Genomic DNA, 20,894 nt, shown 5'->3' with positions numbered 1-20,894 from the left:
CCCTTCTATATTTTTTTACTTAAAATAATACCCCTATGAGTATAAGGAGGAAATTATGACTATTAAAGCGGATTTTCAGCTAGATGCGAAAGGGCTGTCGTGTCCAATGCCAATCGTCAAAACGAAAAAGGCAATGGCGCAATTAGTGGATGGTCAAATTTTAGAAGTATCAGCTACAGATAAAGGCTCAAAGGCGGATATCGCTGCGTGGGCTGCATCAGTGGGGCATCAATATATTGGAACAACAGAAGTGGATGCGGTGCTTAAGCATTACATTCGTAAATGTGCACAGGATGTCGACAATGAAAAAGTATTTGAGTCCACAATTGACTTGGAGCAAATTGCAGGTAGAAGTGGCTTAATTCTTGATGTGCGCGAGGAAGCAGAGTTTGCTTTCGGTCATATTGAAGGTGCTAAATCTATTCCATTGGGTGAGCTTGAAGCACGTCTTTCGGAACTAGATAAAGAAAGAGAGATTTATGTCATCTGTCGCACAGGCTCACGCAGCGATTTAGCAGCACAACAGCTTGTGGCCAATGGCTTTACAAAAGTATTTAACGTCCTACCAGGCATGACGTCTTGGACAGGCGAATTAATAAAAACTATTTAAATTGGAGGAATTAATTATGTCAAACAAAGTAGCAATTATTGCAAGTAACGGTGGTCTTTTTGATGCGTATAAGGTGTTCAATATCGCAACAGCAGCGGCGGCTTCTGATAAGGAAGTAGCGATCTTTTTCACTTTCGAAGGATTAAATTTAATTCATAAGCAAGGCATGCATGCTTTACCAATGCCTGCTGGAGCAGAACACTTTGCAGAAGGTTTTGCAAAAGCGAATGTACCTGCAATTCCGCAATTAGTAGAAATGGCACAAGAGTTAGGTGTTAAATTTATTGCGTGTCAAATGACGATGGATGTCATGGGCTTAACAGTAGAAGATTTTGTAGACGGTATTGAGGTTGGAGGAGCTGTCACATTTTTAGAGTTTGCTAAAGATGCAGCGCCATCCTTAACGTTTTAATTTTTAGGTAGCAATTGATAAGCGGAGAGGGATGACCTTTCCGCTAAAAAAATAACGAAACTAATACCTTGGGGGGTAAGAAAGTGACAGTGTTAAAATGGAGCGCTGCGGATGTAGCGAAAAAAGTAATTGATAACAAAGAATTATTTATTTTAGATGTACGTAATACAGAGGCATTTGTAGATTGGAAAATTGAAGGGCATAAATTTGACTACCTTAATATTCCGTATTTTGAGCTATTAGATGGCGTTGAAGAAATTTTACCTAGCATCCCAACGGATAAAGATGTATTAGTCGTTTGTGCCAAGGAAGGTTCTTCAATGATGGTGGCTGAAATGCTATCAGATGCTGGTCGTTCGGTTGCATATTTAGCGGGTGGCATGAAGACTTGGAGCGAGTATTTAGAACCGATTAAAGTTGGTGATTTAACAGGTGGGGGCGAGTTATACCAGTTCGTTCGTTTAGGGAAAGGCTGTCTATCTTATATGGTTATTTCCGAAGGGGGAGCGGCCATTATTGACGCAGTACGCTTTACGGATGTATTTATAAACTTTGCAAAAGAGAAAAACGTAAAAATTAAACATGTCTTTGATACGCATTTGCACGCCGACCATATTTCAGGTGGTCGCCATATCGCAGCTGCAACAGGCGCAACCTACTATTTGCCGCCGAAAGATGCAGAAGAGGTTGTCTTTGATTATACGCCTTTAGTTGATGGTACAACTGTGCAAATTGGTACATCGAAAATTGATGTAGGTGCCCTTTATTCACCAGGACATACAATTGGCTCGACGTCCTTTGTGGTAGATAACCAATATTTATTAACAGGCGACATTTTATTTATTGATTCGATTGGTCGCCCTGATTTAGCAGGACTGGCAGAGGATTGGGTAGGAGATTTACGCGAAACGCTTTATCAACGTTACCGTCAATTATCGGATGATTTAATTGTGCTACCTGCGCATTTTATGATGATCGATGAGCTAAATGAAGATGGAACTGTAGCCAAACGTCTAGGGGAGTTATTTGCGGAAAATCATGGCTTAAATATTGAGGATGATGGAGCATTCCGCAGCGTTGTCACAGATAATTTACCGCCACAACCAAATGCCTATCAAGAAATTCGTCAGGTGAATATGGGGAAAATCACACCTGCTTTAGAGGAACAAACAGAAATGGAAATCGGCCCAAACCGCTGCGCAGTCAGATAGGCGGTGCCAGGCACTCACACAATTCTCACACAATTTAAAAGGAGATTATCATGAACGCAAACTTACAATTAGATGCAAAAGGTTTATCTTGCCCAATGCCAATCGTGAAAACGAAAAAGGCGATGGATACATTAGCTTCGGGAGAAGTTTTAGAAGTGCAAGTAACAGATAAAGGGGCTCTAGCGGACATTCCTGCATGGACAAATGTAGGGGGTCATACGATTTTACATCAATCGGAAGAAGCGGGCGTCATTACATTTTTTATTCAAAAAGCGTAATGTGAAGGGTGGGCGTTCAAGTAAGGGCGCTCACCTTTTCACATCATTCTAAAAATTATATTAGAATAAGCGTTGTACGGTTGGTTAACTACTATAAATGATATAGCGCTAAAGTGTAAAAGACTCGAAAGAAGGAAAATGAGATGGACATAACGTGGATTATAACAATATTTTTAATCGGCTTTGTCGGTTCTTTTGTGTCAGGAATGATCGGTATTGGTGGAGCCATTATTAAATACCCTATGCTCTTGTATATTCCCCCATTACTCGGATTTACTGCCTTTACAGCCCATGAAGTATCAGGTATTAGTGCTGTAGAAGTATTGTTTGCGTCGATTGCGGGTGTATGGGCATATCGTAAAGATGGCTATTTAAATAAAGCGCTTATCCTTTACATGGGTGGTGCTATTTTAGCTGGTAGCTTTGTCGGCAGTTTTAGTTCGCAATATTTATCAGAGGCCGGCGTTAACATTGTTTATGGGATATTAGCGCTTATTGCGGCCGTTATGATGTTTATTCCTAAAAAGCAAATAGATGATAAGCCGATGAATGAAGTGACATTCAATAAGCTGCTTGCTGTAGTTTTAGCATTTATCGTCGGTATTGGTTCTGGTATTGTAGGGGCAGCTGGTGGCTTCCTGCTTGTACCGATAATGCTTGTTGTATTAAAAATACCAACACGAATGACAATTGCTACAAGTTTAGCCATTACGTTGATCTCTTCTGTCGGCGGAACAACAGGAAAGCTCATAACGGGCCAAGTCGAGTATTATCCAGCAGCCATTATGATTGTTGCTAGTTTAATTGCGGCGCCATTAGGGGCAAAAGCAGGGAAAAGTTTGAATACAAAAGTACTGCAAGGAATATTAGCGACGCTAATTTTAGTAACTGCGGTGAAAATTTGGATTAATATTTTATAGGGGGGAAACAATGAAAATTGAAGTGTTTTCGGATTTCTCATGTCCATTTTGTTATATAGGGAAAAAGGAATTAGAGCGTGCGATAACAGAAGCTGGCTATACAGATCAAGTAGAAATCGAATTTAAAGCGTTTCAAATTGATTCGGACGCATCCAAAGAAGTTGGTCAACGTTATTATGAATATTTCATGGCACATCACAAGGTGACATTAGAACAGGCTGAAAATATGACTGCTGGCATTCTGGAACGTGCTAAAGAGGTTGGACTAGCCTATAATTTTTCCGCTATGAAAAAAGTGCACACTGAAAAAGCCCATCGCTTAGCAAAATGGACGAAACAATTTGCGAAAGAAGCAGCTTATACGGAAGCTTTAATGGCTGCCTATTTTATAGATGGTAAAGATTTAAATGATGAGGCTGTTTTATTAGCTGTGATTGAAAAATTAAACTTAGACGTAGCGAAAGCAAAAGAAGTGTTGAGCAATGCCGAAGCTTTTATCGAAGAATTGGATAAGGATCGCTATGATGCCCAACAGATTGGCGTTCAAAGCGTGCCGTTCTTCGTCTTTAACAATCGTTACGGCATTAAAGGCGCTGAGCCGAATGAAGTATTCGTGCGCACATTACACCAAGCAGCAGAAATAAAGTGAGTGCCAAAGTGAGTGCCAGGCACTGAAACAATTCTGAATTTTGACAGTGAAACATGTTGAATATCAAAGTAAAAACCCACGTAGTCTCCCATGGGAACAGCACAGATGTAGAAGATACAGCCCTCACAGCATGGGCTGCTGCTTACATTTTGTCCGCAGGGAGACGAAGTGGGTTTTAACGTGTTAAAGAGTCAATTTTTCCCGTTAGTAGTGGAATTGTATATAAAAAGCACTTGGTTTAGCAGAAAAAACATAGTACTTCAACGGGTATTAAGGATTGTTTCTACTGTTGTAGAACAAAAATATTTGTAAAATAATTACATATTTATCGTCTTTATGGTTCTAAAACTGTGAAGTGTGAGAAAAGTCACATCATCCCATTTATTATCTTGCTAGAATAAAATTAACAGTCAAAGGGGGTATTGGTAATGAAGAAAATTGCTACTGGTATAGCAGGCACAGTCTTATTAGCCGCTACACTTTTTGTTGGAGCAGCAATCAGTGATAAAATATTAGGTGATGCTAATGGTGAGACGCAGGAAGCCGCGGTGCAGACACAAATACCGACGACGGCAGCTGCGCAACAAGTTGTCTACGCGCCACCGAGCATCGAAGAAGTCCCTGATGGACCGATGAAAGATGCTATTTTATATGGTTATGAGCTTGTAAATAATACGCACGTAGCTGCGGATGAATATGTAGGAAATCAGTTATCATGCACAAGCTGCCATGCAGGTGCGGGTTATGATGAACAAGCTTCATCTTTAGTTGGCGTGATGGCTAACTACCCACAATATATCGCACGTTCAGGCGGCATTGTAACGATTGAAGAACGAATTAATGGCTGTATGGTGCGAAGTATGAACGGCAAAAAATTTGACATGAATAGCGATGAGTTAGAAGCGATGGTTGCCTATTTTGCTTACATCTCACAAGGAGTGCCGATTGGAGCAGAGCGTGAATGGGCAGGCACAAGCAATATGAAAAACATACCTGTGCCAGATGTAGCAAACGGTGAAAAACTTTACGCACAATCTTGTATCGCTTGTCATGCTGCAGATGGTTCTGGTACGGGTGCTAACACAGGTCCAGCATTATGGGGCGATAATTCCTTTAATGATGGAGCAGGCATGGCTCGCATGTCCAAAATGGCTGGTTACATTCAAAACAATATGCCAGTTGGGGCAGGTGGTACACTAACAGATCAAGACGCTGCCGACTTAGCAGCCTTTATATTATCGCAAGATCGTCCGGAGTGGGCCAACCATGATAAAGATTGGCCAAAAGGTGGTCGCCCTAACGATTTAATGGACAAAGAGAAGCGCGACCAAGTGAAAAATGGCACGATTGACTGGGAACAAGTACTATCTACGAATTAAAAATAAGTGCCAGGCACTGAAACAATTCTGAATATTGCTAGTGTAAAAATCCACGAAGAATCCTTCCGTGGATTTTTGCGTTGTTAGTACTGTATTGCTTACTTAATAGCTAGTATAAGAAAGTTAGTACATGAATTTGTTATACTAACAGTATTAGGAAAAACAACGGGAGGTGGCGCTTGTTGGTTTACTTGAAGTTATTTATTCAAATCATTTTTGTTGCAGGTATTATTTATTTTGTTAGTGGTCGTTTAATAGGTTCAAATATCAATTTTGTACGCAGAGTACTATCTGTTGTCATTAGTGTTACGCTGACGTCCTTCGTGTATTGGTATTCCTATTTGCGTCATCGAGATTTTTTATCGGAGACGATGGTGCAAACGGTTACTGAGGTAAGCACGCTTATTTGGATAGGTAGTATGCTATTAATCTCCATGCTCTTGTATCTCGTATTTGAACTGTTTGATCCGATAGGGATGAAAGGCGGAGAGCGACGAAATGGGCAAAAAACTGTTCTCATAAGATTACGTAGCTATTGGCGTCAGCAAAAGAGATTACGTCAGGTGCTAAAAATAGCCGTGACAAATGGTATCGTGCAAACGATTAAATACGCGCGACAACGAGAAAATGAGAAGGAGCTTGCTATTGCTTTACGCACAACATTAGAGCAATGCGGAGGCATATTCATCAAATTCGGGCAAGTGCTATCGACGCGCAAAGAATTATTTTCTCCAACGATTATCGATGAGTTAAAGCATTTACAGCAAAGTGTGAAACCATTGCCGCCTGATCAAGTGACAAAGATTTTAGAGTACTCACTCCCAATGCCTGTAGAGGATGTATTTCTTAACTTTCAAATGGAGCCATTGGCGGCAGCTTCTATAGGACAAGTACATAAAGCGCGACTAAAAAATTACGAAGAAGTCGTCGTGAAACTACTGCGTCCTGAAGTAAAGGGGATAATGCGTGATGACCTTGATATTTTAGAGGAATTTGCGAGTTGGTTTTCCAACAAGTCTACATGGGCAGAATCGTTAGGCTTCCGTGAATTAGCAGGGGCCTTTGCAGATGGCTTACGAGAAGAAATTCATTTAGATATTGAAGTACGCAATACATTACAAGTTACAAATGCGCTTGCTAAAAGTGATTATAAAGTGCGCATTCCTAAAATATATACAGCGTTTTGTGATGAAGACATTATTGTTATGGAATATGTTCGTGGTACAAGCGTCGCAGAAGGATCTTCTGAATTTAGACGATTAAATATTGATCGTAGACAATTTGCTAGAACAATTTTGTATTCATTTTTTGAACAAATGTTATTTTCAGGTATATTCCATGCGGACCCGCACCCAGGAAATATTTATATCGATGAGGCAGATGGGGTGCCAATTCTCCTCGATTTCGGAGCTGTTGGACGGCTAGGAACTACGCAGCAAGAGGGATTAAAGCTATTTTTATTAGGTATTCAGCAAAATGATGCCGGTATTTTATACGACGGTTTAATGCTATTAGTAGAAAATAGGGATCAGGCAGAACGTGCAAGAGTAGAGCAGGCAATGGATCAAATGCTACTGAAAATCTCCTACGTTGATCGTATTCCAACTGAAGAGTTAATCCATTCGTTGTTTACGGTTGTAAGAGACTTTGGCCTAACATTCTATCCTTCTGTTGGTTTAGCACTACGGTCATTAGTAACATTAGATGGGACGTTACGGGTAATTGATCCTCAATTTGATATTTTTACAGAAGCAAAGGATTTTTCTGCATCTTATATGAGAGCAGCGTTTTTAAAGCCATTTAAAGAACCCCTAGCGACAAAAGAACGAGTACAAGAAGAATTGTCGATGCTCATTCCAACTTTACGAAAAATGCCAAGACGTATCGATCAGCTCATTCAAAGGGTAGAAAGTGGAAAAATTATATTACATCACGATATTTTTTCAGATGAACATAATGCACGTTTCATTACTCAGCTTTTTGCACGCTTCGTCTTATTACTTGTCGGCATAACATTTGGCATTATCTCTGTTGCACTGTTAGCTATATCTCAATTTATACATGAACCGTATGCAGTATATCTCAATACTGCCGCTTATTTAGGGTTGTTTTTATGTGCAATATTATTAGTACGACTATCGATTCAAGCTTTACGCTCCATGAGGTAACAAAGCGAGGCTTTCCGCGCGGAGCATCTGCTGAAGCCGGCATCAACGGAGGTCGTTTAAATCGCTCTGTTTGTCTATACTTTGTAGGTAGGGGATAAATCTCCTACCTTTTTTATATTACAAAAAGATTACAAATAGCAGTGGCGCTAAGTGCTATTTAGAGATATTTGTAGTATTTTGTAGCGGTATGTAAGCATTTTGTAGAATTATGTCGTATTTCAGCGAATGTTACAATTATATTTCGAGTTTTACTAAACTATTAAAACGGCGTGAAATAGTATAAAAGTTACGGCAATAATGCTAAACTTTAAAAGGCTAATAAAAACATAAAAATTTAATTTGATCGTTCAAGTATTTACATAAGGAAATAAAGAGCGAAATTGATAGATGAAGGGAAATGAAAGTCTCATGGGTAAGCGTAATAAATGGCGTAAATCGATGGTGCTAGCTTTAGCACTTGCAGGCGGCCTATTATTTAATACAGTTCAACCAATCGAAGCACACGCTGAGGAAACATCTCAGCAAATGATAGATAAAAAAGCAAAAATTGATGCAGAAGTAAAGAAATTAGATAAAGAGTTAGAGCAACTGCAACAAGATATCGATGCAAAAGTTAAAGTATTTAACCAAGTACAAGCAGATATAAAAGAAGTAGATGCAGGTATTGTTGAAACAGAAAAACGTATCGAGCAACGTTCAACAATTTTAAGTGAGCGTATGGCAGCCTATCAAGCACAAGATAACACAGTAGGCGTATACTTAAGCGTTGTTTTAGAAGCAAAGAGTTTTGCAGATTTAATGGACCGTGTCGTAGCGGTAAAAACATTAATGGATGCTGACCAAGAGCTAGTAAATCAACAAGAAGCAGATAAAGCGAAATTAGAACAACAAAAAGCAACTTTAGATGAAAAACAAAAAGAACTTCAAAAGCAATTCCAAGAGCTTCAACAAAAGGAAAGCGAAATGGAAGTGAAAAAGGCTGAAAACCAAGCGAAATCACTTGCATTAAAGGCACAAATTGCAACGAAAAAAGAAGAAGAACGTTTAGAGGCTGAGCGTAAAGCTGCTGAAGAAGAAGCGGCTCGTTTACGTGCACTTCAATCAGCTAGACCAGTCGTAAATGTGAACAATAACAACAGCACTAACAATAACGGCAACAAAAACAACAGTGGTAGCAAACCACAACCAATCGTAGTTGGATCTGGTGCAGGTACTGCATCTTCAGGTGATGCGATTTCTACAGCGAAGCAATTTTTAGGCCGTGCTTATGTATGGGGTGGAAGCAATCCTACAACAGGATTTGACTGTTCAGGTCTTGTACAATGGTCTTACAAACAAGCTGGCGTATCATTACCACGTACAGCATCACAACAATATTTAGCAACTAAACGTATTTCAGCAAGTGAAGCACGTGTTGGTGACTTAGTATTCTTCAGCTATGGCTCAGGCGTAGCGCATGTTGGTATTTACCTTGGTAATAACACAATGATTGATGCTCAAAATAAAGGTGTAGTCATTGAATCACTTGATTGGTGGAACCAATATTTAGTAGGCTTCGGACGCATTCAATAAGCCTTTAAACATTAGACGATGTAACTTGCAGAAAAGTTAAATATAAATTTAAAATAGCACCCATTATCATGGATAATGGGTGCTATTTTAGTATTAAATTTTAAAATTAAATTTGATAATCCCAGTTTCTTTTAAGGCAAAGAGGAAGATGATAACAAACGGCCCTGCAAACAAGCCAAGGATCCCAAATAATTGAAGACCGACAAACATCGCGATTAATGTCGGCAAAGGGGGTAAACCGATATGTGCCCCCATTACTTTAGGCTCGACAGTTCGGCGAATTATTAATAAAATAGCTGCAAGCACAAAGAGCTTAATGGCTATTGGCGTATTACCCATCAGTAGGTGGTATGTGCCCCAAGGCGCTAAAACAATAATAGAGCCGAGAAACGGGATAACGTCAATAATCCAAATAACAAAGGTCATTGCTAACGCATATTTTGGTTGAATCAGCAGCAAACCGATAAGGGTAACGCCTGCTATAATAAAACTTACAAGGATTTGTGCCTTCATAAAACCAAAAAATGCATCTTTTAAACGATTCGTAATAATTTTCATTTTCTTTTCAGTTGAAGGCTTTAAATATTTGTACGTTATATGTTTTAATTTAGGTAAATCTAGCATAAATAGAAATAGAGCAATCATATAAACGAGAAGACTTATAAAGAGGCTAGGAATTTGTGAAAAGAAGGTCGTAACTTTGGTATAATTAAAGAAGTTTAAAAAAGACTCTTCAACTTTCTTTACGAAGTCGGTTGTCGTTTTTTGAAGTGAAGCACTCACTTCAGCTGGAAAGTCTTCCGTATATTTTGAAATATTCTCTTGCATATGATCCCACATTTCAGATAGCTTAGAAATATAGTAAGGTGTTTGCTTGGAGATGGAAATAATTTGCGACATTAGTTGCGTAATAGTAAAGTAACAAATAATAGAAATAAAAATAACGCTTACTATGTATATAAAGGCAACAGCTATTTTTCGAGACATTTTCCATTTCCGTTTAAAAAACATGACAATGGGTTCTAATAAAAGAGCAGAAACACCTGCCAAAATAATTGGTACAGAAACTGGTATGATAAAGTATGCGGCTATTAGTAGGCATATAATCGCTAGCGTTCGTATAATCAACTTTCGAGTTATAAATCTATTCATAGGCTCTCCTTTTTATCATTAATTTAAGAACAGTGTAACATATTAAATTTAAAATTTAAAAACGTTGTGGAAGAATGAAGGTAGGGATAAATATGGAAAAAGAGATTTTGCAACTTTTTAGTAATTTAGCAGAGCGTGACCGTGAGATTGAAAACGAGTCGTACAGAAGATTAATAAAAATTATGCAAGAACCAGTAGATTGGACATATGCAGTTTGGGAACAGCTTATCAAAGCCCTTACATATAACAATGGACATGCTCGCGCACGGGCAGCACAGTTTTTATGTGCTTTAGCAGCAAAAAGTGACCCGGAAGAACGTGTTCTAGATGATTTTTTAAAAATATGGGCAGTGACGTATGATGAAAAGTTTGTAACAGCAAGGCAAGCACTACAAGCAATTTGGCAAATAGGTCTTGCTGGTCAAGTGCAAAGAGATTTAATTGTGTCTTATTTAGCGAAAAGGTTTCAAACTTGTATCGATGAAAAGCAATATACATTAATTCGTTATGATATCATTATTTCATTCAAGAAGTTGTTTGATGCTACCAATGATCAAAATCTTCTAGATATCGCAAAGAGGTTAATTGAAGAAGAACAGGATATGAAATGCAAAAAGAAATATAAGACAGCCATCCGTTAAAGTAGCGAGATGGCTATTTTTATGCCTAAGTGTGTTATTTTGAAGAAAAAAGCGAGATTGTTTATAATAAAAAACAGGAGTATTGATTCACTCGCGTTTAGGTCTAATATACTGTTTTGTGGCGGAACAATTCGCCTGCTTACTTTTGGGCAAAGTGCGAGCAATAGAGCCATTTTTAAATTAAATCTTTTAAATCGATGGTTCTAGTTGGTACTAAACATAATTTTTAGAAAGGGTTGAGAAAATGGGCATTTATAATTATTTAGTGGAAAAGCCAAATGGGGAAATTTTATCTATGGAGACGTATCGTGGCAAGACAATGTTAATCGTCAATACCGCCAACCAATGTGATTTTACATATCAATTTGAGGACTTGCAAAAAATGTACGATAAATATGGCAAGGATAATTTCGTTGTTTTAGGCTTCCCTTGTAATCAGTTTGGAGAACAAAATCCAGAAGATGGTGTGAAAACAACACAACTTTGTCAAATTAACTATGGCGTAACTTTCCCGATTTTTGAATTAGTGCAGGTGAATGGTGAAGGTACACATCCTTTATTCAACTATTTAAAGCATGAAGTAGATTTTCGTGAATTCGGTAAAGCAAACATGCAAGAAAAGATGTTAGCTGAAGCCATTATCCAGATAGCGCCTAGCTTTTTAGATGGACGTAATATTCGTTGGAACTTTACAAAATTTTTAGTAGACAATCAAGGTAATACCGTTGAGCGCTTTGAACCAACGGATTCACAATTAGATATTGAGCAAGCTATTGAAAAAATTTTATAGTAGTTTTTGAGTCAGAATTTTTCAGCTATAGTAACAAATAGCTGGTCACTATGTAGAAATAGTGCTCAGTTTTGTATAAATATTTTCGAATATTCCACAATCTCACAACTACTTTTTCAAATCAATCTATGATAAACTGCTAATCAAGTGAATAATTCTTGCAGAATAATGGTGCTAACTTTAGCATAATCGGGAATTCGGTGTAAAACCGAAGCTGTTTCCGCAACTGTAAGTACATAAGTCATAATAATATGCCACTGTCGAAAGGGGAAGCTCTAAGATGGGAAGGTATTATGATATCGCTACTGCATAGAAGTAGTGAACTGTACGAGCCAGGAGACCGACCTTTATTTAATGTATAAAAACTCTTCGGAAGCTAGGAGGATATACGGCAAATACATTGACTGTCGCGTCAGGCGGCACTATATATGCTATTTTCGTCGTTCCCTAGGGAGCGGCGTTTTTTTATGCACCTTAAGCAAAATATGTTCATGATAGAAAGTAGGGATTACAGATGAAAAAAGATGCTCGTTACTCTTGTTATCCGTTCATGCGTGAAAAAATATCGACCGTTGATTTTGAAATTCGTACAGATAGTTTAACAACTCATGTCGGTGTAGCATTGGCTGCTGTAAAGGAAGAAAACGTTGAAGTAGTGGCGACAGATTTATTGACTATCTTGCCAATGGCCTACCATGTCAATGGTTCGGTACGTGGCAAATTAGCGGTAACGGAAGAAGATTTATCATGGCTTAGCGAGCGCTATGATTTTTATGTAAGTCATGTTAAGGATGAAATACAAAATTTTGTGTTACCACAAGGTACGGGGGCTGCCACTGCGCTTCATTTATGTCGTAGTGAGGCAAAAAAATCGTACCGTGCGCTACATAAAGTTTCTGAGGAAAGGGAAGTTCCGGCCATCCTTTTCGATTACTTAGGTTTATTAGCGAATGTATTTTTTGTGATGGCTGTCTATATGAATCAGCAGGCTGGCATCGCTGAAATCCCGTTTATTAGCAAATCATATCCAATGAAGAAAAAGAAGGAGAATGAATAAAGTGAAGAAACTATTAAATTTCCAATGGCTTACTGTATTAATGTTAGCACTTGTATTGACAGGATGCGGTACAGCAGATAAAGCAAACAAAGACGATGCAGCTAAAGAGGATCAACAAGTTGAACAAACTGGCTATAAAGTAACGGATGATCGTGATGTAGAAGTAGCATTTGATGCAGTGCCAAAAACGGTTGTGTCATTAATTCCGAGTAACACAGAAATTCTATTTGCACTTGGTGTTGGCGATAAAGTAATTGGGGCAACGGAGTATGATACGTACCCAGAAGAAGCGAAAAAAATTGAACGTGTGTCAGACTCTGTGACTTTTGATAGCGAGAAAATTGTTGCGTTAAAACCAGATGTTGTTTTAGCTTATTACACAGGTAATGATGAGACGCTAGATGCATTAAAAGGCCTTGAAGATGCAGGTGTAAAAGTATTTGTTATTCAATCAGCAGCATCGTTTGAAGATGTTTATGGAGATATTCAACAAATTGCTGATGTGATGGGTGTTCAAGACAAAGGCGAGCAATTAAACAAAGAGATTAAAGCGCAAATTGCAGATGTCCAAGCAAAAGTAAAAACTGTAGCAACACCAAAAAATGTTTACTTAGAAATTAGCCCTAAACCAGATATTTATACAACTGCAGCTGGTACTTTCCAACAAGAAATTTTAGATGCAGCGAATGTCCATAATGTATTTGGCGATCAAACTGGTTGGGTAAAAGTAGCTGAAGAAGATGTCATTGCTAAAAATCCTCAAGTGATTTTAACAACAGTAAACTATACGGAAGATCCAGTTGGAGAAATTCTTGGTCGTGATGGATGGAATACTATTTCAGCTATTCAAGACAAAGCGGTAACATTTATTGATACAGATATTTCAAATCGTCCAGGACCTCGTATTGGCGAAGCTGTAGAGATGGTAGCAAAAGCTGTCTATCCTGAGCTTTTTAAATAAAGCAAGCCAAGCTGACAATGGCAGACTAAAAGTGTTAGATTGATGTTGATCAATCTAACACTTTTTTGCTGATTCTACCGGCGATGCACTCGGGCTTACCCGCGATTTGAGGACTTCTATCAGCGATGCACTCGGGCTTACCCGCGATTTGAGGACTTTTATCAGCGATTCACGCGGGCTTACCAGCGATTCGTGTGCTTCGATCAGCGATTCATATGCCAGGCACTAGTCTTTATAGATAATTGGTATTATCTTCATTTGTTCTATAAAATAGAAATATAGATAAGTGCTAAAATGAGGGAGGCGTAGTGGATGACACAGTTTGACATGAAGGTTATTCCGTTTGAAGCAGTCTTGAATTTCCGCGACATGGGTGGCTATAAGACGAGAGATGGCAGAGTCGTAAAAAATGGATTGCTATACCGTTCAGCTGCACTAGGTAAGATGACGCCAGCGGATAAGGAACGTTTTGAAGCATTAGGGGTAAAAACAATTTTTGATTACCGTGATCAACATGAAGCGTTAAATAATCCGAATCCTACATTCAAAGGGGCTAATTATATTCAAATTCCCGCAAAAGGTAACCACACTTTTGACATGCCTACGAATACTGGTGGTCACAATTTTTATAAGGTTGTCAGCCCCGAGATGTTCCGTGAGTTTTATGCACAAATGCCATTTAACAATGCGGCATTTAAAAAATTAATGTCCACCATACAAAATCCAAGTAATTTAGGGCTTGTCCACCATTGTGCTGTAGGGAAAGATCGAACAGGGATTGGCGGTGCGCTTATTTTGCTCGCATTAGATGTACCAGAAGAAACGATTATGCAAGACTATTTAGATACGAATATATATTTACGCCCTATGGTAGAGCGCATGGCACAAGCCATAGAAAATACGTTTAATGACAAGGAATTGCAGCAATTCCACGCATTAATGTCGGCTCGCGAAGATTATTTACAGGCGGCTTTCGATGCTATAGAGAATCGTTATGGTTCAAAAACCGTATTTTTAGAGCAGGAATTTGGTTTAACAACAGAAAAACGCCAGCAATTACAAAAAAATTGCTTATGCTAATCAGACGCCCTTTCACAGCAAGTCCGTGAGAGGGATTTTTTTGTCAGCATTTCAATATATTTTTCAATTTGCTATCCTTTACAACAGTGTATCTGTGATAAGATACAATAGATTTTTATGTAAAGTATAGAGAGAAGTGAAGTTGTTGGGACATGCGATGAGAGAGAAACCTTCGACCGACCAGTTTAGTTTATTTCATTTAACATGGCCGATCTTTTTAGAAGTTTTTTTATTTATGTTAATGGGCTTAGCCGATACATTTATGTTAAGTGCTTTGTCCGATAATGCAGTATCCGGTGTGGGTGCTGCCAATCAATATATTCATATTGCGATATTAATCCTTGAAGTGGTGGGCAACGGAGCTGCGATCGTGGTTTCGCAATATTTAGGTTCAAAGCGTTTTTTAGAAGCTACCAAAATTTCAGCATTGGCCATTACGATGAACTTAATAGTGGGGCTTATTATGAGCGCTCTATTTTTCTTTGGCTCCAGCCATTTAATGACGATGATGAATTTAAAGGGCGATGTTTTACAATATGCCCAGAGCTATTTAGTCATTATCGGTAGTTTTATTTTTTTACAGGCTATTATTAATGCACTAGCGGCTATTATTCGTGTACATGGTTGGACGAAGCAGACGATGTACGTATCGCTCGGTATGAATATTATTCACGTCGTGTTAAATTACGGCTTAATATTTGGTAATTTTGGACTGCCAGAATTGGGCGTGCAAGGGGCAGCTATTTCCTCGATTATTAGTCGTGGACTAGCGGTTATCGTATTTGCATGGCTGCTGTATCAAGTTATGGAGATTCGGGTGAAAATCGAATACTACTTCACTTTTTCACAAGAGTATGTGCGTAAAATTTTAAATATCGGTTTACCTTCTGCATTTGAGCAAGTGCTCTATCAATTTTGCCAAATCGTGTTTCTCTATTATGCAACGTATATAGGGGCTGAAACGCTTGCGGCAAGACAGTATGCCATGAATATTTCGATGTTTACCTACTTGTTTGCCGTTGCTATTGGGACGGGGACAGCTATTATTATAGGTCGTCATGTAGGTGCGGGTAAAAAAGATGAGGCGTATCGTCAATTATGGATAAGCGTGCGTGCTGCTTTTATTTTCACCATAACAATGGTGAGTGTTGTGACGATTTTCCGGAAGCAGTTAATGAGCCTATTTACAGATAATGCAGAGATTATCGCTATTGGAGGGTCTGTATTAGCATTGAGTATTTTGCTTGAAACAGGTCGGACGATGAATATCGTTGTCATTAATTCATTGCGCGCTTCAGGTGATGCAAGATTTCCTGTCAAAATCGGTTTCTTATCGATGGTTTGTATGAGCTTGCCGCTTGGCTATTTGTTTGTCTTTGTATTAGATTGGGGATTAGTCGGGATTTGGTTAGCGATTTCAGCAGATGAATGGATGCGTGCTATTATCGTATACTTTAGATGGAAGAGTCGAAAATGGGAACGTTTTGCTATTGTTTCACCGACAGAACAAAAGGAGGCAAAGTAAATGGGAGCACTCTCAAAACGTGCTGCAGGAGCGGCATTAATAAATGCAAATATCGGACTGTTCGCATGTCCAATTTGTCAAAAGACGATGGGTGTCTACGATCAAGGAAGATTGACATGCGCTACGAACCATTCCTTTGATATTGCTAAGCAAGGTTATGTCAATATGCTGACACATAGTGCAGCCTCTAAATATAGTAAAGAACTTTTTGAATCGCGTAAAACGATTATTGAAAGTGGTTTGTATGATCCGTTAGAAGAGAAAATAGCGGAGCTCATAGGACAAGCGAAAACAGTGCTAGATACAGGGTGTGGTGAGGGCTCACATTTAGCTCGTATAATGGCGGGGAAAGATGGAATTGGCGTTGGTATTGATATTGCAAAGGAAGGAATAGTAGCTGCAGCTCGGCATTATCCAGAGCAGATTTGGTGTGTTGGAGATTTAGCTAAAAGTCCGTTTGCTAAAGATCGTTTTGACGTCATTTTAAATATATTATCTCCGGCCAATTACGAAGAATTTAAACGATTGCTTACAGCAGATGGATGTGTCGTAAAAGTCGTACCGCAAAGTGGCTATTTGCAACAATTGCGAGCCCAACTTTATGCGGATTCGGCACAAGAAACGTACTCCAATGAGCAAATAGTGGAGCGCTTCCGAGAAAGTTTTTTGGATGTTACAGTAGAGCGTATTACTTATACAGTACCACTCGCATCATCGCTTGTTCCAGCGCTACTTGAAATGACGCCGATGGGCTGGCATAAGGCACAGCAAGCAGAAGTCAATGTAAGCGAAATAACAATTGATGTCGATATTTTAGTAGGGCGGGTATAAATGCTATAGATTTGACCTGGACAATTGCAGTGTCCAGCGCTTTTCGATTACAATGATAATAACTATTGAATAAGGTAGGAATAAAACAGTGTATAAATTTACGGCAAATCTTGTCAAATTAATATTAAAATTATCAGGTTCAAAAGCACGTGTATATGATGAGCACAACTTACCGAAGGATGGTGGGTTTATTATTGCGTGTACACATACAGGGTATGTGGATATTTTAAATTTAGGTGTTGCAGTCTTGCCTCGGGAAATTCACTTTATGGCGAAGAAGCAATTGTTTGATATTAAAGGGCTTGGATGGCTGATTGACCATTTAAACGCCTTTCCCGTCGATCGTGATAATCCAGGGCCAAGTGTTATTAAAGTTCCTTCACAGTTGCTGAAGGAAGGAAAGATTGTTGGTATTTTCCCATCAGGCACTCGTAATTCAGAAGGAACGGATTTAAAGCAAGGTGCTATTACGATTGCACAGCTTGCTAAAGCACAAATTGTTCCAGCTGCTTATGTTGGAGCGCGAAATGCTGGCGATGTCTTTAAACGAGGCAAAGGTTATCTTATCTACGGTGAGCCTTTTTATGTAACAGGCAAAGGAAAAGAAGGGCGTGAGGAATTTACACACCATCTTGAACATGAGCTTGTTGCTTTAACAGAGGAGTTAAATAAACGAATCGCAGCGGAAAAAAAATAATACTGTCAGCACTCAGAATCAAGATGATTTTGGGTGCTTTGTCGTAGGAGGCGTTTTTAATGATACATGTACTTTTTGTGTGCTTAGGGAATATTTGTCGTTCTCCAATGGCTGAGGCCGTTATGCGAGATTTAATAGAAAAAGAGCACTTACAAGAAAAAATTATAGTAGATTCAGCCGCAACCAGTTCATGGCATGTTGGTGAACCACCATATTCGGGCACACAAGATAAGTTGCGGGAATATGGAATTTCGACGGAAGGAATGCAGAGTCGACAGTTACATAAGCAGGATTTTGAGCAATTTGATTACATGATAGGGATGGATGAAAATAATTTACGAAACATGTATACGATACTTGGACAGTCTAATTCACCAAAGATTTTCCGTTTGTTAGATTTAACGGACCATCGAAAGGATGTACCTGATCCATACTATACAGGGGATTTTCAAGAAACGTATAATTTAGTGCTAGATGGCTGTCAGGCTTTACTAGAAAAATTGAAGCGCGAGAACAACTTGTAAGAATAGAGAGTCAGTAAAAGCTTGATTTTTTCAACTTTACATGCGCTGTGTGATAAAATTCTCTTTGCAGAAAACAGGACCTTAAACATTGGTATATCTAGCTTTGTAAGCATCATTGTGTTATTATTTGCAGAGTAAAGATACGAAAAGTATTTAAATACCATTTGCAGATGTACAGCCGTGCATCTATGATTTTATAAACTTTAATTTTGAAAGAGAGTGGAAACAATGGGTCGTAAGTGGAACAATATTAAAGAAAAGAAGGCGTCAAAAGACCAAAGCACGAGTCGCATAAATGCAAAATTCGGTCGTGAAATTTATGTAGCAGCAAAATCAGGCGAACCAGATCCTGAATCAAATCGCGCTCTTAAAGTTGTTCTTGAACGTGCTAAAACTTACAGTGTTCCTAAACATATTATTGAAAAAGCAATCGAAAAAGCGAAGGGCGGCGGCGATGAAAGCTTCGATGAATTACGCTACGAAGGTTTCGGTCCAGCTGGCACAATGCTAATTGTGGATGCTTTAACAAACAATGTTAACCGTACTGCATCGGATGTACGTGCGGCATTCGGTAAAAATAACGGCAACATGGGCGTAAGTGGTTCTGTTGCTTATATGTTCGATTCAACTGCAGTTATTGGTTTAGAAGGTAAAACGGCAGATGAAGTACTTGAAATTTTAATGGAAGCAGACGTTGATGCACGTGATATTCTTGAAGAAGAAGATACGGTCATTGTTTATGCAGAACCAGACCAATTCTTTGCTGCACAAGAAGCATTAAAAGCGGCAGGCGTTCAAGAATTTACAGTTGCAGAACTGTCTATGCTACCTCAAACAGAAGTGACATTAACAGGTGATGATGTAGCGAAATTTGAAAAATTAATTGATGCATTAGAAGATTTAGATGATGTACAAAACGTTTACCATAACGCAGATTTAGGTGAATAATTTTTATATAGTCAGACCAGTAGCAATCCTTTGCTACTGGTTTTTAACTTGTTTAACTGAGGATGCAAATTCGTGCTGAACAAGTTAAATACATTTAGAAGTCACACATTGGAGGGGGAGAAGTGTGCAAACTTTATTAGCCATCATTATTTTTTTAGTGACGCTATTTTTTGTCATCGTGCAGCCGCGTAAATTATCTATTGGTTGGTCTGCCTGTATTGGTGCTGCATTAGCTTTATTGTTAGGTGTCGTAACATGGCAAGATGTTTTGGCAGTAACTGATATTGTTTGGAATGCCACCTTATCGTTTATAGGTATTATCATTATTTCGCTTATTTTAGATGAAATCGGATTTTTTGAATGGGCAGCATTGCATATGGCACGACTTGCACGAGGAAGTGGGATTCGACTATTTATCTATATTGCTTGCTTAGGTGCGATCGTTTCTGCATTATTTGCGAACGATGGGGCAGCGCTTATTTTAACGCCCATTGTTTTAGCAATGGTACGCAAGTTAAGCTTAACAGAGCAGAAGGTGTTTCCATTTATCATTGCGAGTGGTTTTATTGCAGATACAACGTCCTTACCACTTATCATCAGTAATTTAACAAATATCGTATCGGCTGATTATTTCGATATCGGCTTTATGGAATATGCAGTACATATGATTGTCCCAAATATCGCGTCATTAATCGCGAGCATATGCGTGCTTTATATCTTTTTTAGAAAAGTGATTCCAACGCAATATTCTATGGAGGCATTAGTGCACCCTACAGTCGCTATTCAAGATAAAAAGTTATTTCGTATTTCTTGGTATGTGATCGCAATATTATTACTTGGCTTCTTGTCGAGTGAGTATTTTGCTATTCCGGTATCATTTATTTTATGTAGTGTAGCCATTATCTTTTTATGGTTGGCACGGACAAGTAAAAACATTGATACGAAGAGGGTTATAAAAGGTGCACCTTGGAGTATAGTGTTCTTTTCAATAGGCATGTATGTAGTTGTATATGGTTTGAAAAATGTAGGGCTTACAGGATTATTAGCAGACTTGTTAGAGCATGCTGTCCAACAAGGCTTATTTGTGGCAACGTTAACGATGGGCTTTGTGGCGGCCATTTTGTCAGCTGTTATGAATAATTTGCCGACGGTTATGATTGATGCGTTAGCTATTGCCGAAACAAGTGCAACTGGAACAATTAAAGAAGGGCTTATTTACGCCAATGTAATAGGGACGAATCTAGGACCGAAAATGACACCAATCGGTTCCTTGGCGACATTGTTATGGTTACATATATTAGCCCAAAAAGGCATTAAAATTAGCTGGGGACAATACTTTAAAATAGGTATTCTTATTACGATACCGACTTTATTCTTTACTTTACTAGCATTAGTCGCTTGGTTATTAATAATATAATTATTTGTGGAGCCTACAGTAAAAGAAATGATACAAGCGATGACTACCTTTACTGTTTAAAAAATATCAAAA

21 protein-coding genes and 1 riboswitch are annotated in these 20,894 nt (G+C 38.6%); of the genes, 20 read left to right on the top strand and 1 reads right to left on the bottom strand.

Going from position 1 to position 20,894, the window contains the following annotated elements:
• The first annotated feature begins 55 nt into the window (after nt 1-55).
• The 9 genes from ACKVEV_RS15360 to ACKVEV_RS15320 all read left to right on the top strand — a co-directional run bounded on the left by ACKVEV_RS15360 (nt 56) and on the right by ACKVEV_RS15320 (nt 9,199).
• Nucleotides 56-610, top strand: a complete 555-nt coding sequence (locus ACKVEV_RS15360; protein ID WP_409367218.1) for a sulfurtransferase TusA family protein — start codon at nt 56-58, stop codon at nt 608-610.
• A gap of 16 nt (nt 611-626) precedes the next feature.
• Complete coding sequence (locus tag ACKVEV_RS15355; RefSeq protein ID WP_409367217.1) at nt 627-1,022, top strand: DsrE/DsrF/DrsH-like family protein; 396 nt, start codon at nt 627-629, stop codon at nt 1,020-1,022.
• Nucleotides 1,023-1,105: 83 nt separating this feature from the next.
• The gene (locus ACKVEV_RS15350) at nt 1,106-2,233 is read left to right on the top strand and encodes an MBL fold metallo-hydrolase (RefSeq protein WP_409367216.1); all 1,128 of its coding nucleotides are present in this window, start codon (nt 1,106-1,108) and stop codon (nt 2,231-2,233) included.
• 50 nt (nt 2,234-2,283) lie between these two features.
• Entirely contained in the window at nt 2,284-2,511 is a 228-nt protein-coding gene (locus ACKVEV_RS15345) for a sulfurtransferase TusA family protein (RefSeq protein ID WP_409367215.1), read from the top strand.
• A 143-nt stretch (nt 2,512-2,654) separates the two neighbouring features.
• Nucleotides 2,655-3,431: a sulfite exporter TauE/SafE family protein gene (locus tag ACKVEV_RS15340; RefSeq protein ID WP_409367214.1), complete on the top strand. Its 777-nt coding sequence runs from the start codon at nt 2,655-2,657 to the stop codon at nt 3,429-3,431.
• Between the two features lie 10 nt (nt 3,432-3,441).
• Complete coding sequence (locus ACKVEV_RS15335; RefSeq protein ID WP_409367213.1) at nt 3,442-4,080, top strand: DsbA family protein; 639 nt, start codon at nt 3,442-3,444, stop codon at nt 4,078-4,080.
• 428 nt (nt 4,081-4,508) lie between these two features.
• Nucleotides 4,509-5,459: a c-type cytochrome gene (locus ACKVEV_RS15330; RefSeq protein ID WP_409367212.1), complete on the top strand. Its 951-nt coding sequence runs from the start codon at nt 4,509-4,511 to the stop codon at nt 5,457-5,459.
• Between the two features lie 182 nt (nt 5,460-5,641).
• Nucleotides 5,642-7,627 (top strand): ABC1 kinase family protein, encoded by a 1,986-nt coding sequence (locus ACKVEV_RS15325; protein WP_409367211.1) that lies wholly within the window; start codon nt 5,642-5,644, stop codon nt 7,625-7,627.
• Between the two features lie 408 nt (nt 7,628-8,035).
• On the top strand, nt 8,036-9,199 hold the full coding sequence (locus ACKVEV_RS15320) for an NlpC/P60 family protein (RefSeq protein WP_409367210.1): 1,164 nt from the start codon (nt 8,036-8,038) through the stop codon (nt 9,197-9,199).
• Between the two features lie 93 nt (nt 9,200-9,292).
• On the opposite strand, the gene ytvI is transcribed toward ACKVEV_RS15320, so the two are convergent.
• Nucleotides 9,293-10,351: a sporulation integral membrane protein YtvI gene (ytvI, locus tag ACKVEV_RS15315; protein WP_409367209.1), complete on the bottom strand. Its 1,059-nt coding sequence runs from the start codon at nt 10,349-10,351 to the stop codon at nt 9,293-9,295.
• A gap of 92 nt (nt 10,352-10,443) precedes the next feature.
• Here ytvI and ACKVEV_RS15310 point away from each other — a divergent pair, with 92 nt between their 5' ends.
• The 11 genes from ACKVEV_RS15310 to ACKVEV_RS15260 all read left to right on the top strand — a co-directional run bounded on the left by ACKVEV_RS15310 (nt 10,444) and on the right by ACKVEV_RS15260 (nt 20,822).
• Nucleotides 10,444-10,992: a hypothetical protein gene (locus ACKVEV_RS15310; protein WP_409367208.1), complete on the top strand. Its 549-nt coding sequence runs from the start codon at nt 10,444-10,446 to the stop codon at nt 10,990-10,992.
• 244 nt (nt 10,993-11,236) lie between these two features.
• Nucleotides 11,237-11,782, top strand: a complete 546-nt coding sequence (locus ACKVEV_RS15305) for a glutathione peroxidase (protein ID WP_409367207.1) — start codon at nt 11,237-11,239, stop codon at nt 11,780-11,782.
• A 152-nt stretch (nt 11,783-11,934) separates the two neighbouring features.
• Nucleotides 11,935-12,146, top strand: a riboswitch (cobalamin riboswitch).
• 150 nt (nt 12,147-12,296) lie between these two features.
• Nucleotides 12,297-12,839 (top strand): hypothetical protein, encoded by a 543-nt coding sequence (locus ACKVEV_RS15300; RefSeq protein WP_409367206.1) that lies wholly within the window; start codon nt 12,297-12,299, stop codon nt 12,837-12,839.
• Nucleotide 12,840: 1 nt separating this feature from the next.
• Complete coding sequence (locus ACKVEV_RS15295; protein ID WP_409367205.1) at nt 12,841-13,800, top strand: ABC transporter substrate-binding protein; 960 nt, start codon at nt 12,841-12,843, stop codon at nt 13,798-13,800.
• Between the two features lie 312 nt (nt 13,801-14,112).
• Nucleotides 14,113-14,880: a tyrosine-protein phosphatase gene (locus ACKVEV_RS15290; protein ID WP_409367204.1), complete on the top strand. Its 768-nt coding sequence runs from the start codon at nt 14,113-14,115 to the stop codon at nt 14,878-14,880.
• 157 nt (nt 14,881-15,037) lie between these two features.
• Entirely contained in the window at nt 15,038-16,405 is a 1,368-nt protein-coding gene (locus ACKVEV_RS15285; protein ID WP_409367203.1) for an MATE family efflux transporter, read from the top strand.
• Complete coding sequence (locus ACKVEV_RS15280) at nt 16,406-17,236, top strand: putative RNA methyltransferase (protein WP_409367202.1); 831 nt, start codon at nt 16,406-16,408, stop codon at nt 17,234-17,236.
• Between the two features lie 88 nt (nt 17,237-17,324).
• Nucleotides 17,325-17,933 (top strand): lysophospholipid acyltransferase family protein, encoded by a 609-nt coding sequence (locus tag ACKVEV_RS15275; protein ID WP_409367201.1) that lies wholly within the window; start codon nt 17,325-17,327, stop codon nt 17,931-17,933.
• A gap of 59 nt (nt 17,934-17,992) precedes the next feature.
• Nucleotides 17,993-18,457 carry a low molecular weight protein-tyrosine-phosphatase gene (locus ACKVEV_RS15270; protein ID WP_409367200.1) on the top strand — a complete coding sequence of 155 codons (465 nt, stop codon included), beginning with the start codon at nt 17,993-17,995 and terminating at the stop codon, nt 18,455-18,457.
• Nucleotides 18,458-18,685: 228 nt separating this feature from the next.
• Nucleotides 18,686-19,405, top strand: coding sequence for a YebC/PmpR family DNA-binding transcriptional regulator (locus ACKVEV_RS15265; protein WP_409367199.1), 720 nt, complete (start codon nt 18,686-18,688; stop codon nt 19,403-19,405).
• Between the two features lie 124 nt (nt 19,406-19,529).
• On the top strand, nt 19,530-20,822 hold the full coding sequence (locus tag ACKVEV_RS15260) for an arsenic transporter (protein ID WP_409367198.1): 1,293 nt from the start codon (nt 19,530-19,532) through the stop codon (nt 20,820-20,822).
• The last annotated feature ends 72 nt before the right edge of the window (nt 20,823-20,894 follow it).

It is taken from the genome of Lysinibacillus sp. 38-6, assembly GCF_046245175.1.
In the GTDB taxonomy this organism is placed as follows: domain Bacteria; phylum Bacillota; class Bacilli; order Bacillales_A; family Planococcaceae; genus Lysinibacillus.
This window is presented reverse-complemented; position numbering and strand designations above follow the sequence as displayed.

What these genes read in the sequence shown, in the direction of transcription:
- ACKVEV_RS15360 (WP_409367218.1), top strand. Translation starts at nt 56, where the DNA reads ATGACTATTAAAGCGGATTTTCAGCTAGATGCGAAAGGGCTGTCGTGT.
- ACKVEV_RS15355 (WP_409367217.1), top strand. Translation starts at nt 627, where the DNA reads ATGTCAAACAAAGTAGCAATTATTGCAAGTAACGGTGGTCTTTTTGAT.
- ACKVEV_RS15345 (WP_409367215.1), top strand. Translation starts at nt 2,284, where the DNA reads ATGAACGCAAACTTACAATTAGATGCAAAAGGTTTATCTTGCCCAATG.
- ACKVEV_RS15340 (WP_409367214.1), top strand. Translation starts at nt 2,655, where the DNA reads ATGGACATAACGTGGATTATAACAATATTTTTAATCGGCTTTGTCGGT.
- ACKVEV_RS15335 (WP_409367213.1), top strand. Translation starts at nt 3,442, where the DNA reads ATGAAAATTGAAGTGTTTTCGGATTTCTCATGTCCATTTTGTTATATA.
- ACKVEV_RS15330 (WP_409367212.1), top strand. Translation starts at nt 4,509, where the DNA reads ATGAAGAAAATTGCTACTGGTATAGCAGGCACAGTCTTATTAGCCGCT.
- ACKVEV_RS15320 (WP_409367210.1), top strand. Translation starts at nt 8,036, where the DNA reads ATGGGTAAGCGTAATAAATGGCGTAAATCGATGGTGCTAGCTTTAGCA.
- ytvI (WP_409367209.1), bottom strand. Translation starts at nt 10,351, where the DNA reads ATGAATAGATTTATAACTCGAAAGTTGATTATACGAACGCTAGCGATT.
- ACKVEV_RS15310 (WP_409367208.1), top strand. Translation starts at nt 10,444, where the DNA reads ATGGAAAAAGAGATTTTGCAACTTTTTAGTAATTTAGCAGAGCGTGAC.
- ACKVEV_RS15305 (WP_409367207.1), top strand. Translation starts at nt 11,237, where the DNA reads ATGGGCATTTATAATTATTTAGTGGAAAAGCCAAATGGGGAAATTTTA.
- ACKVEV_RS15300 (WP_409367206.1), top strand. Translation starts at nt 12,297, where the DNA reads ATGAAAAAAGATGCTCGTTACTCTTGTTATCCGTTCATGCGTGAAAAA.
- ACKVEV_RS15290 (WP_409367204.1), top strand. Translation starts at nt 14,113, where the DNA reads ATGACACAGTTTGACATGAAGGTTATTCCGTTTGAAGCAGTCTTGAAT.
- ACKVEV_RS15285 (WP_409367203.1), top strand. Translation starts at nt 15,038, where the DNA reads ATGAGAGAGAAACCTTCGACCGACCAGTTTAGTTTATTTCATTTAACA.
- ACKVEV_RS15280 (WP_409367202.1), top strand. Translation starts at nt 16,406, where the DNA reads ATGGGAGCACTCTCAAAACGTGCTGCAGGAGCGGCATTAATAAATGCA.
- ACKVEV_RS15270 (WP_409367200.1), top strand. Translation starts at nt 17,993, where the DNA reads ATGATACATGTACTTTTTGTGTGCTTAGGGAATATTTGTCGTTCTCCA.
- ACKVEV_RS15265 (WP_409367199.1), top strand. Translation starts at nt 18,686, where the DNA reads ATGGGTCGTAAGTGGAACAATATTAAAGAAAAGAAGGCGTCAAAAGAC.